This is a genomic window from Wandonia sp. (assembly GCF_984588085.1).
This window is the reverse complement of record NZ_CFIGVI010000007.1, coordinates 64,987-78,276: the sequence shown is the minus strand read 5'-3', so window position 1 is coordinate 78,276 and position 13,290 is coordinate 64,987. Positions and strand designations below refer to the sequence as shown.

Sequence of the window (13,290 nt, the reverse complement as noted above, 5' to 3'; positions counted from 1 at the left end):
TATGGAGTTTATCATCTTCGGAATAATTGCTTACCTACTCGGTTCAATTCCAACTGCCGTGTGGGTAGGCAAAGTTTTTTACGGAACGGATGTCAGAGAACACGGCAGTAAAAATGCAGGTGCAACCAATACATTTCGTGTCCTGGGAAAAAAACCGGGTAGTATCGTTTTGGCAGTTGATATTCTGAAAGGAGTTCTCGCTGTAAGCATCCCCTTCTTTTTTTCCTCCGATGGCGTAGAACAAACTACAAACTATCAACTGGTCGCTGCACTTTCTGCCGTTCTGGGACATGTATTCCCCTTATTTGCCGGATTTAAAGGAGGGAAAGGTGTTGCAACTTCACTCGGAGTAATTATTGGTATACACCCCCCTGCCGCAGCAATATGCCTGGGAGTATTTCTGATTACTTTTATCCTTTCGAAATACGTATCTCTCGGAGCCATTCTGGCTGCACTCTGTTTTCCACTGGCACTGGAGTTTATTTTCAAAAACAATTTTATCTGGTTACGTGCCTTTTCCATTTTACTGGCATTTGCAGTCATTATTACACATCACAAAAACATCGGAAGACTGCTCAAAGGCAATGAAAATAAAATGAACCTTTTCCGAAAATAATCGTACCATTTCAATAGAAATTGATTCTTAGGCTCAATTTTTGAAGTAACTTAGTGCAAATTAAGTATTTTATCCGTCTTACTTAAAGTAAAAACGGACGCAATTAATGTGCTAAAACGATGTCAACCATATAAAAAATTCACCTTATGGGTAATAGTTCTGCTGTTATCTCAATTCGCATTTTCCCAGACAGAAGATGAACTAAAAGAGAAGGCTGATGCGTTCTTTGCAAAAGAGGAATTTGTTGAGGCTACTCCCCTATACCTAAGATTACTCTCCTTAAAACCCAGGGATCATAATTACAATTACAGATACGGAACCTGTCTTCTTTTTAACTCAGATAAAAAACAGGATGCATTCAAGTATCTCAATTATGCTGTAAAAGGTGAAGCTGTTGAACAAGAAGCTTTTTATTACCTTGGAAAGGCTTTCCATCTGACCTTCGAATTTAATAAAGCCATTGAATTTTATAAAAGATATAAAGAAGTAGCGGGAAGCAGAGCTGCTATGCATCTGGATGTCGACAGGCAGATTGAGATGGCTCAAAACGGGAAAAAATTGTTAAGCAGACTGAGTGAACTGATTATTGAAAGTCGAAGATTAACAGCATTTCAGGATTTTTTCCGACTCTACGATTTATCTAACATCGGGGGAACCCTGTTGGTTACAGAAGAATTTCAAACCAAACAGGATAAAAAGAACGATCATACGCCTTTAATCCATTTTCCGGCCAACCCGACACAAATTTACTACTCCAGTTATGGAGAGGACGGAAAAAATGGAAAAGATATTTATGTCCGCCGAAAACTTCCGGATGGTTCCTGGGGTCTTCCGCAAAAAGTCCGGGGAGGTGTGAATACCAACTATGATGAAGATTTCCCATATATGCACCCGAACGGTCGCTTTCTGTACTTCTCATCAAAAGGACATAATAGTATGGGAGGATATGACGTTTTTCGTGCTCCATACTTTCCTGATGATGATAGTTTTGGTGATGCAGAAAACATGGATTTTGCCATATCTTCTCCGGACGATGATCTTTTTTACGTTATTGACTCTCTGGATAAAAATGCTTTTTTTGCTTCAGCTCGCCAAAGTCAGGATGGTAAAATTCACGTCTACAAAATGCGGGTACAGCGCTCCCCTGACCAGATGGTTATTCTCAAAGGACAATTTGCATCAGCGATAAATCCGGAGAATAAATCTGCTTCGATTCAGGTCAGAGATGTCGCCAGCGGAAGAAAAATCGGTTCGTACACATCCAATAAATCAGATGGTGGATATGTCGTAACACTTCCCAAAGGAGGTCGTTATGAATACATCATACAAGTGGAAGGGGAACCCGATCAACATACAGCTGAATTCCAGGCTCCTTTTATGACCGAACTAAAACCTTTAAAACAGAGTATTGTTGAGTACGAAGAAAATGGAGACGCTCTGGTTCGCGTAGATAATCTTTTTGATGAAGAGATTGAAGATGCAGCTTCTATCGTTGCTGAGATTCTTAAAAATAAAGCCCAACTGAAGCCCAACAGCGATGCTTTCGATCTGGATGCCTTAGATAAACTGGAAGACGAGAAGAAACTATTATCCCAGCTAAACCTGGATCGGTATAATTCAACAGAACTGAAAGATATTGCTCAGGAAGATGTCGAACGTCTCGAATTGGAGGCCAAAGAGATTGATCAGGAGTTAAATAAACTACTTATGGTTGCGGAACAGGCGTTACAACAAGCTGCAACTTCTGATTCACTAGCAGACCAGTTGCTAAAGCAAGCTGCAACTTCTGAAAACCTGAACAAAGGAGAAACGCTCATTGAGCAGGCAATTGCCGAAAAAAATACAGTTCAGCGGGAAATAAGGAAAGCGGAACAAGCCATGATCGTTTACGAAGAAATGCGCAAAGAGCAAAAATTCAATGAGCAGTACCTTGATCAATCAAAAGAAGTGGCAAATGTGCTTTCTGATGTAACCTCCGACAATCTGAAAGAGAAAGTTAACCAACTCGCCCGCAACAACGGAGAATACATTAAAAAGAACTTCAATACATCCAATAAACAATCTGCCGCACAACTACTTTACAGTAAAACGGAAGAAAAAAGCGGAATTTCGGAAGTGAATCAACTCCGCAACGAAGTACAAAAGTTAGAAGAGACCATTCGAAAACGAAACGAAGAAATCCAAACCCTTGAAAAAACAAAAGAAGTTTCGAAGAAAAAAGATATTGAAATTATTGACCGTGAAATTGAACGTCTCCAAACAGATAATCGTGCGGATGAAGAACTTATTTCTTCCAAACAACGGGAGATAGCAAAAGAAAGTACAAAAGAAAATGAACTGATTGCAAAAAAATCGGCTATTGATAAAACCCGGGATATTACCAATAGTGAAGTTTCCAATACAATCTCTCACGATCAAATCAGTAATCGTATTGCCGCATCTTCACACCTTGCTGATCAGGAAAGAATAGATTCTTTTGTAGAAACCTCAACAACCGTTCAATCGGAACTCAAACAGCGTATTGAGCAGTCTGCTAACCTTTCAGAAAATACATCAACAACCACCAACACCGGAACAAAAACGACTCCTACAACCAATAATTCGACAACTACTAATTCAACCACACAGGAAAATAACTCCGATCTTTCTGCTCAATCTCCGACCAGTAAACAGGTCGCGGCTATCAACCCACGCTTAAAGGAACAAGAGAATAAACTTATTTCTTCTGACAAAACACCAGAAGAGAAAGCCAAAGAACGTCTTGCTATTGAAAAGCAATGGGTTTTTGAACTTTCAAAAGAGATCAATCAGAAAGAGACAGAACGTCAAAATACCTCTTCCCCTGAACAACAAAAAACTATAACGGCAGAAATAACGCAACTTAAAGAAGAATTAGCTGCTAAAAAACAGTACATAGAAGAGCTGAAACCTATCGGTGATCCTCCGGGTGAAGAAGAAGTTATTGCTGAGGCTCTCATTGCAACAGTTTCCCCTGATTATACAACTAAAAATTCGACTTCTCAAAAGATCAATGATGTACCCAAAAAACTTAAAGCTTTAAACGAAAATGACCGGAATTTAGCAGAAAAACTGGAAGAGCATTTGCAATCACTTAACGATACATCCTCAGAAGAAGCTATTATAAAGAAAAAAGTTCTGGAAGAAAAAATAAGTGAGTTAGAGCAATCCATTAAAGACCGGGAAAATATGCTCGTACTACTTGGTGAACCTGAACCCGAAGCATCTGTTAATCAACCGGAAAATAACTCCAGCGAATTAATCCCTTTCGGCGGTTCGGAAACCCTGAAAGAACGCTACACAAATATTTCTTATCGATCAGATACTTCTGTGCGTGAGTCAATTGACCAGCGAGAACAATTTATTCAGGAAGCAGAAGAATTAGCTCAGAATCTTGCATCAGAAATTCAAAACAATCCTGCTAATCAACAAGTACAAAATGAGCTGCAAGGGCTTCAACAAACGATTGCGAAGGTAGAAACTGAAATCAAGAAACTCCGCGAAACGGAACAACAGGAGTCTATTGCAGCCCGTGAAAAAAAGGTGAATCAGTTCAGTGCTGAGATTCAAACACTTTCTGATGACTTCAGCCGACTGTCAGAAAATATTACTACAGAAAAGGAACTGGACCAACAAATTGAAGAGCGAACTATTCTTTCAAACAAAGTTCGGAAACTACTCACAGTAATTGACAACGAATTGCGTGATGAACCGGAAAACAGCCGCATCCTTGCAAAACGAAATGAAATATCCGCTTTACAAGCTGACCTGGAAGAAGAGATTAAAACGCTCAACAAAGCAAAAGTAGTTGCTTATCAAACGGAAAATCAGGTGTCGCAACAAACTTCTGTTCCGGTTTCGGATGCCTACAGTACTGAAATTGCCAATACCAGAGAAGAGTTAGAGCGCATGAGTAATTCAGCGACGATTGAACAACGTCTTCAAAAAGAAAAAGAACTGGTTTCTCTTCTGGAAAAAGCACTTGACGAAAACTCGACAAATATTGCCATACACCCGGATAACGAACAGCTTCTACAACAAAAATCTACTCTTTCAGACTTACACACTCAGGTTGAAACACGCATTCGTGAACATGAAAATCAACTTGCTACATCAACCGACACAAACACTCCATCCAATAATCAGGGAGGAACTACAGACAAAAGAGTGGTTAAACTTCAGCAAAGAATACAGCAAATTGAAAGTACGCAAAACCCTGAGGATACAGATCTTTTGCTCAGTACAAAAAAAGAACTGCTGGCTGCTATCGAGGAAGCTATTGAAAGAGCAGAAAAAAAACGCAGTGATGAAGTGGAAAACAACTCCCTTCAGGAACAAATCAACGGATTAATCACTCTCAAAAGCAAAACGGAAAATGAAATCAATGAGCTGGAGCAAATACGGCTTTCTGAAAATTCAACTCCCGGTACGCCAGAAAACTTTAGTGCGGACCTGTCAAGAAATCAGGCTGGCGTTACTGATTTATTCGAAACTTCCGATTCAGATCCTTCTGAAGATCAATTGACCGACAGGAAAATCCGTCTGGAAGCCTACCTTGAAACTCTACAAGAGAAAAAACAAAAGGTCAGTGATCCGGTTCAGCAAGACAATATCCAAAAAGAAGTTTCAATTACTGAAACGCAAATAAAAACAATTGACCGATTGCTTTCTGAAATGCAGGTTACTTATCAGCCCAACACAACCAACGTATCAGTAGATCCTGAAATTCGAAACAATCAGGAAAAAGTGGCAACTTCCCGTGCAGAAATTACCTCACTTACTACACAACTTGAACAGGCTGCTACAAACAAAGAAAGAAAGCAACTGGTTAAACAACTTGAAAAAGCAGAAAAGAAGAACCTTGAACTGGAGCAGGAACTACTTTTCAGCCAGAAAGAGGAATTGGCTTCAACCTCCCGGGAATTATCAGAAAACGAGTCATCCGACGCAGTGGTGAACGCCTCGTCTGTTTTATTGGATATAAAAACAAGAGAGACGCTACAGGATATTGAACAAGTGAAAAATTCTTCTTCTAAAAAAGAAAAAATATCACTGGTTAAACACACTATTGAGCAACGTGATCAGTTAGAAGAACTTCAACAACAGCAACAAACACGCATAAACGAAACCGAGATAGAACAAACATTGTTCACAAACGAAGAACGTCAGAACCTATATGGTACGGAAGAGGAAGAATACCTCCTTCTTCAATTGAAAGAAGAACAAAAACGAATTCAACTGGAGTTATTTCACCTGAAAAAAGAATTCGATACGGCTTCTAAAAAACGAAGACCAAGTATTGAAGTTGAAATCGGTAATATGACTGCCGAATACGATCGTCTAACAGAGGAAATTACAAAACTGGAAGAAACGATCGGTAAAAAACAATCTATTCACTCAAAACCACCCACGCTTCTCGACAATTTGACGGCTTCTTCTACTGAAACAACTGCTCTACAAGAAGACAAAGAAATAATACGTATTGCTCAGAAAAAAGGATACAGAGAATTAAGCAATGATATCAATACACTTCAATTACTCGAACGTCGACGGGAAAATCTGATTCTCGAATTAGCAGGACTAAAAAGTCAACTCTCTGAAGTCATTCAGCAAGCCGCTCAATCAGTTGACGATTCAGAGAAAGAACAACTGTTGGCAAAAGGTAAGCTCCTTTCCCAAAAAGCAAATGACACCAATAATCAATTGATAACAACCATTCAGGAAATTGAAGAACTTAACCGGAGAATTGAAGAAAATCCCCTTCTGATCAACGAAGAAAAGGATGTACTTGTCTCGATGGCATTAGAAGGCATCCAGCCCATTCGTTTACGACCGGTTGAAAAAGTCTATGTCGGGTTAAATTACAATTCAGGTAACAGCGTCTACAGTCCTTCCAACCCCATTCCGATGAATCCTGAAATGCCGGGAGGACTTGTATACAAAGTACAGGTGGGTGCCTTCTCCAAACCGGTTCCGGAAGATACTTTCAAAGAATTTAATCCGGTTACCGGAGAACAAATCAATAAAGGACTAATTCGTTATACAGTAGGTATTTTCCCTTCCAAAGGAGAAGCTTATCTCGCTCAGAACCGTGTCAGAAGTCTGGGATACTCAGACGCTTTTGTCGTAGCCTATTGTAACGGTGAACGTATGACTGTAGCTCAGGCTGATCGTCTGATTAAAGAAGGAAAGTGCAAACCTTCTGTAAATACGGACAACACCGAAGGAGAAGAATTGCTGGCAGTCCATGTAACTGAAAGTTCATCAACTTCTGCTTCTCCCCGCGTAAAGAGCACCTATCACCTGGCTCCTGACGCTGCTGCGGCAGATGCAGTAGAGGACGTAAAAGGATTGTTCTTTACTGTACAGGTAGGCGTATACAATTATCCGATCCCCTCATCAAAATTGTACAATATTACGCCTCTCAACACAAATTTATCCGATAAGGGGCAAATCCGCTATTCGACCGGAAAGTTTGATGACATCCCCTCTGCTGTCAACCGACGTAATGAAATTCGAAAAATTGGAATCTCCGATGCCTTTGTTACTGCTTATTATAATGGGACTCGAATTACAATTTCTGAAGCGAAAAAGTTGATCGATGAAAAAGGAGAGTCAGTTTTGTACAGTAATACGGTACAACAGGAAGTGGATACGGAAGAAGGAGAAACAACTATAGTACGGAAGCCACAAGAAGATAATCGTAAAAAACTTAATCCTTCATTCATCCGAAAAACAGGTATTTCTAAAGAATCCTATACATACTATCCATCCAGAGAACTGGATGTACTTCGCAAATCCGGAATCTGGACGTATTACGACCTACAGTCTCAGCGAATTAAAACGATTCCTTCTTCCGGTTCAGATGCATCATTAAAAAGCTTCACGTCTCAATCCATTAATCTGGAAGAAAAAACGACTTATAAAGGATTTATTGTTGACGAAGAAAACGGACTCTTCTACGAATCCTTGAATGATGTAAATCCGGAAAAGAGTTACCACAGCCTCAGAATAACCTGGGAAGGCGAAGCTACACAGTTACTGGGGACTTTCCTTACTAAAAACACGTATACGATACTGGAATGGAATCCAGATGAGAAGACAATTGTTTTCGGTCCCCTGGACTTTAGCACCAAAGAAGAGTTGAAAAAAGAACTCAAAATGGTTCCTTTGATCACAACCGAAGAAAAATTACTGGATTGGGAATAAATCCCTCAGATAAAAGTAAGATTAAAAAATTCTCTCCCTACTTAAAATGGGGTGTCTTCCAGATCGTTTGTATTCAGATTGAAGTCATCATCATCGTCCAGTGAATCCATCCGACTTTTTACCGTGTATGTATTTACAGGAGGTGTATTGTCTTCTTCAAACCCTCTGTTGGGCGACAACGTAGGATTGTATTGCGCCATCGGATCATCTGTAAAATCATCCAGGTTCGCAAACTTAACGAGATGCTTCACAAACTTCAGGTTTACCGTATCCAATGATCCGTGACGGTTTTTAGCGATAATAATATCTCCCCTGTCCTGTGTCGGCATACCATTTTCGTCTTCCATCAATCCGTAATACTCCGGACGATAGATAAATGTAACAATATCCGCATCCTGTTCAATCGCTCCGGATTCACGAAGGTCAGAAAGCATAGGCTTCTTATCTCCACCTCTGGTCTCTACCGAACGGCTCAACTGGGACAGGGCTATAATCGGTACATTAATTTCTTTCGCTATCTCTTTAATCGATCGTGAAATCGTCGAAATTTCCTGTTCCCGGTTTCCTTTACCGGAACCTCCTGCTGTCATCAACTGGAGGTAGTCAATGATGACCAGTTGAATATCATGCTGGCGTTTCAGACGACGACACTTGGCACGTAAATCAAAAATAGAAAGTGCAGGTGTATCATCTATAAACAGAGGTGCTTTGGATAATTTACCGATTCGCTCGTGCAGTTGTTTAAACTCATGATCCGCCAGATTTCCTTTTCTAAGTTTCTCTGATGAGATCCCGGTTTCGGAAGAAATAAGACGATTTACCAACTGTACAGATGCCATCTCTAGCGAGAACACGGCTACTCCCATATTGTAATCTACAGAAGTGTTTCGCGCCATCGATAGGACGAATGCTGTTTTCCCCATACCGGGACGAGCTGCCAAAACAATCATATCTGATTTTTGCCAACCGGAGGTGATACGGTCCAGATCTTTGAAACCGGTCGGAACTCCGCTGACACCATCATTATTTTTAGCAGCCTCTTCTATCTGAAGAATCGCCTGTTTCAATACATCATCCAGGCGATCGTAGTTTTTCTTTATATTTCCTTCCGCAATCTGGAAAAGATCTCCCTCTACCTTATTCAACAACTCAAAAACATCCGTTGTATCATCGTATGCCATTTTCAAGGATTCGGAACACAGACGAATGACCTCACGTTGAATATATTTCTGTGCAATAATCCGTGCATGGTATTCAACGTGCGCTGAGGATACGACACGATTGGTTAGATTAGACACATAAAACGCTCCCCCAACCATTTCCAACTCGCCTTTTTTTCTGAGATTGTTGGTTACGGTCAGAATATCGATGGGTTCGGATGCTCCGAACAGATCCTGAATAGCACGATAGATTTTTTTATGTGCCTCTTTATAGAAACTATCCGGACCAAGAATATCAATTACATCATTGACAGCATCATTCTCCAGCATCATTGCTCCTAACACCGCTTCCTCAAGGTCCAAAGCCTGAGGAGGCATTTTCCCTATTTCGGTAAGCAGGTTATTAACCGGAGCTTTAGCCCGTAATCTGTCATTGGTTGTTCTTTCCTGCGGATTATCCATAACGCAAATATAGACAAAGTGAATGCCTCTGAGAAATCCTGACAGCTAAATATTTTTAAACAAATGGGCTCAGACTTCCGTTCCTTTTTTCTTTTTCTCCTGGTTTTTTCGCATCCGGATATTAAGAAACTCAACCAGCAATGCATAAACCATAGCGAAATAGATATATCCTTTTGGCACTTCTTCTCCATATCCTTCCAAAACCAACATAAGACCAATGGTTAAAAGAAAAGCCAGAGCGATCATTTTTATTGTTGGGCGCTCGTTGATAAAGTCGGAAATTGCTTTGGCAAATAAAATCATCACAATCATAGCAATGATAACTGCCAGAATCATAACAACCAATTCATCGACAATTCCTACTGCGGTAAGTATCGAGTCAAAAGAAAATACGACATCAATCAGGATAATTTGTAAAATAACACCCCGCACAGAAGCTTTGGTTGTTTGTTCAACCTCTTCATCAACACCGGACACCTTGGAATGAATCTCTGTTACACTTTTATACATCAGGAACAGACCACCGAGAATCAGAATAATATCTCTCCAACTGTATCCATTTCCAAAAAGAACGAACACATCGCTTTTCAACGAGACAATCCATCCGATTCCTAACAGTAATAAAATACGGGCCACTAACGCAAGTAGTAACCCTGTATTTCTAGTTTTACGCTGTTCTTCTTTCCTGACCTTTGCTGCCAGAATACTGATAAAAATAATATTATCTACCCCCAGAACAATTTCTAACAAAGTAAGTGTCAGAAGAGCGATCCAACCATCCAAGGTGAGCAGCGCATGAAAAAACTCCATTATCGTTTACTAATCAGAGAGTCTAATTAATGAGCTCTGGCTTTATCCACAGCCTTGTCAATGGTACCCAGTGCCTTTTTCAATCCGTTGTTAATTGCCTGCTCCATTTCATCTTCCCGCGAAGTAACGGTAATCGGATTCATCCCTCTCAAGCGAACTTCGATACGACACTGCTGATCTCCTTTTCCCGGTTTATCCCCATTCTGATCGGAAAGATGTACTTCTACACGTGTAATCATTTCATCAAAACGCTTGAAAACCTCATTTACACGAGATGAAACATACGCCTCCATTCGCTGGTGGCCATTAACGGTGTTATTGGTGTTAAATAATACTTGCATATCTGTAGCTTTTAATGTTTTGTGAAAGCTACTAAATTCGGCGAATAAAAGCAAGTGAAAACAGGTCTCTTTTCTTAAATTTTATTAAATCCAGAGGTCTTTGTTACGGATGTCATTTTTACTTCTCAAGCATGCACCGCCCTTTGACAAAAACTTACTTTTTCAATACTTTTGTGTGATAGCTTTGCCCCCCTGCCTGTAGTTCAATAAAATACATTCCTTTTGAAACAAACTGGAGTCCCACGACCTCTTTTTCTTCGGTAACATTCTGCTCAAAGACAATTACTCCCTGCATATTATATACGCGAAGTAAACTTCCTTTCGACGCTCCTTCTACAATAAACTCCTCTGTGAAAGGATTCGGATAAACAGCTATATTATCCTGCGGGACTTCAACAGGTTCAAATCCGACGGAAGAATTCGGGTCGGACTCAAAAAGGTCGACTCCTCCCAGATCTCCCCCGGCAAATAAATCATAATTCCCATCATTGTCCAGATCACTGATGGCAAAAGCACTATACCCTTCCATATTGATATTTGCATACCCGATACTGGAAAAACCGAAATCAAACCCGGGGGTTAAGTTTCCTTCAATACCTGTATAGTAATCCAACCTTCCGCTTCTGCCACCTAGAAATAAATGCCATTCTCCTTCATGATCCAAAAAATGAGGAACTGCATACCCGTCAGGGGATGATGGAGCTACATCAATATTCCCCAGCATATCGTTCTTCAGTGTAAATTGAAAGGCTGCGGAAGATCCTGTGTTTTTGTAATACGATAAGGTTCCGTTTTTCGTACCAATTACTAAATCCAACAGCCCATCTCTGTCCAGATCCACCAAAGTAGGCGCACTATACGACCCGGTAGAAATAACAGTCCCTGTATTGTCCTGAATATTGTAAACCGGAGAACTAAAGCTGATCGGATTACCTGCTCCCGCTTCATTTATAAAAAGGTGAATTTTGCCACTTTCTTCTCCTACTAACATATCCAGATCTCCATCTCCGTCCAGATCTCCAAATGTTGGTATGGCGCGCAATCCAATCCCCAGAGACTTGATTCCGAATTTGTCAGAATCCACATACGTAAGAACAGGCGCTGCCATGCTCCCTGTATTCTGGAAGTACATAAATCCCGATTCTTTATCAATCGTTGGTTTGTAATTAAAAAAATTAGCAACGATAAGATCTTTCAGCCCATCACCGTTCACATCCAGGACTACGGGAATACTTCCTGATCCTGCTTCGATCATTTCTTTTTGCAGAAAATCCCGCTCCTGGAATACAAACGTAGGGTTGTTATTGGTTCCTATATTTCTATACCTCCATACGCTTCTCTGATTTTCAGAAACTATTTTGGCATTCGGTGCCACAATCAGATCTTTAACACCGTCATGATCACCGTCAACAAAAAAACCTGCCGGGAACAAGCTCAAACTTGAAGGTGTTGAATTTGAGGGAAAGTTATAATCAATTGAAACGATCGGGGAATTTGTATTGACACTTGTTCCTCCATTTGTCAGCATAACCAGATTAGGAAATGAAATATCTCCGATGATCAAGTCCATCACCCCTGAATTATTTATATCCAGTGCAAGAATAGTAGATCCTGCATGCCGACTGTCCTTTTCTTCAAACAGCAAGGTCGTAGACCCTCCTTCTGATAATTCAGGATTATCGACATTACTTCCTCCCGAACCACACGGGAAAAGATTACTATTCAGGATAATGGAGTTGGTGTTTTCATCTTCTCTGAAATTCCCCCAACATTCATTCATCACTACGAATTCCAGAGAATCCGGAATTCCATAGTTTTCCATACTCATATTCTTGTGGTACTCCATACGTTCACCACCGATATGAAAGGTTAAAATATCCGTATCTCCGTCTCCGTCCACATCAACAATTGCAGGAATATCACTTGAGCTAACATAGAGGTTTCCCATTCCTCCATTCGCTCCCGGGTACTCCGAATACAACAAGGATTTGAACAACTCCCACTGATGTCCTCCCAACGCATCTCCTGTATTTTTGTAGACTTTTATTCCCCCGATTCCATAGGTAAAGATATCCGGGAGACCGTCCTGATTATAATCAACCAGCGCAGCCCGGTAACGCACATCCTCCGGAAAGGAAAAACGATATTCAGGAGCTTCCACATAATAGTCCCCTGTTCCGTCACTTTTTGACAGAAAGATTCGAATTTGATTATCACTTCTGTCAAAGACAAACAGATCTGTTCGTCCGTCAAAATCCATATCTATCTCCGAGAATTGTCCGTAATTAATTCCACCGGCCCAGGGCATTCGCATTGACTGACCTCCCATTCGAACCTCCAGATATCGGTTTCTTTCAAAACTAAACTGAGCTTTTACCTCATGGGCAACTATAAACAAACAAAAAACAAACAGGTATTTTTTCATTATCCGGACGTTTGTCACTTAACAAAAGATTTTCAATAAAGGTAACTGAATATCTACAAACTTCCAATAGGAGTACTTATCAATCTATTGGTACATCCCCAATAGAAGCCACCAACAATAAGTAACCTCTAAAAGGAATAGATAAACACAGTTTTTTAGTTCTGTTTGATTGAACGGGAAATTGTACTATATAAAGGGACTGATTACGCAAACGGATCGAATAAAAAACGGCCTGAAATTATTCTGGTT

Annotated in this window: 6 protein-coding genes; 2 read left to right on the top strand and 4 right to left on the bottom strand. The window is 40.3% G+C overall.

The annotated features are described in order from the left end of the window. The first annotated feature begins 1 nt into the window (after nt 1). Nucleotides 2–616, top strand: coding sequence for a glycerol-3-phosphate 1-O-acyltransferase PlsY (gene plsY / locus AC4PL9_RS04540; RefSeq protein WP_491603588.1), 615 nt, complete (start codon nt 2–4; stop codon nt 614–616). Nucleotides 617–724: 108 nt separating this feature from the next. Then, nucleotides 725–7,843 carry a hypothetical protein gene (locus AC4PL9_RS04535; RefSeq protein WP_491603587.1) on the top strand — a complete coding sequence of 2,373 codons (7,119 nt, stop codon included), beginning with the start codon at nt 725–727 and terminating at the stop codon, nt 7,841–7,843. 41 nt (nt 7,844–7,884) lie between these two features. On the opposite strand, the gene dnaB is transcribed toward AC4PL9_RS04535, so the two are convergent. From dnaB to AC4PL9_RS04515, 4 genes are all read right to left on the bottom strand, one after another. Further along, nucleotides 7,885–9,465, bottom strand: a complete 1,581-nt coding sequence (gene dnaB / locus AC4PL9_RS04530) for a replicative DNA helicase (RefSeq protein WP_343786230.1) — start codon at nt 9,463–9,465, stop codon at nt 7,885–7,887. Nucleotides 9,466–9,534: 69 nt separating this feature from the next. Then, on the bottom strand, nt 9,535–10,275 hold the full coding sequence (locus AC4PL9_RS04525) for a TerC family protein (RefSeq protein ID WP_491603586.1): 741 nt from the start codon (nt 10,273–10,275) through the stop codon (nt 9,535–9,537). 26 nt (nt 10,276–10,301) lie between these two features. Continuing rightward, the gene (locus AC4PL9_RS04520) at nt 10,302–10,616 is read right to left on the bottom strand and encodes an HPF/RaiA family ribosome-associated protein (protein WP_343786234.1); all 315 of its coding nucleotides are present in this window, start codon (nt 10,614–10,616) and stop codon (nt 10,302–10,304) included. A gap of 154 nt (nt 10,617–10,770) precedes the next feature. Next, nucleotides 10,771–13,041 (bottom strand): T9SS type A sorting domain-containing protein, encoded by a 2,271-nt coding sequence (locus AC4PL9_RS04515; protein ID WP_491603585.1) that lies wholly within the window; start codon nt 13,039–13,041, stop codon nt 10,771–10,773. Nucleotides 13,042–13,290: the final 249 nt, after the last annotated feature.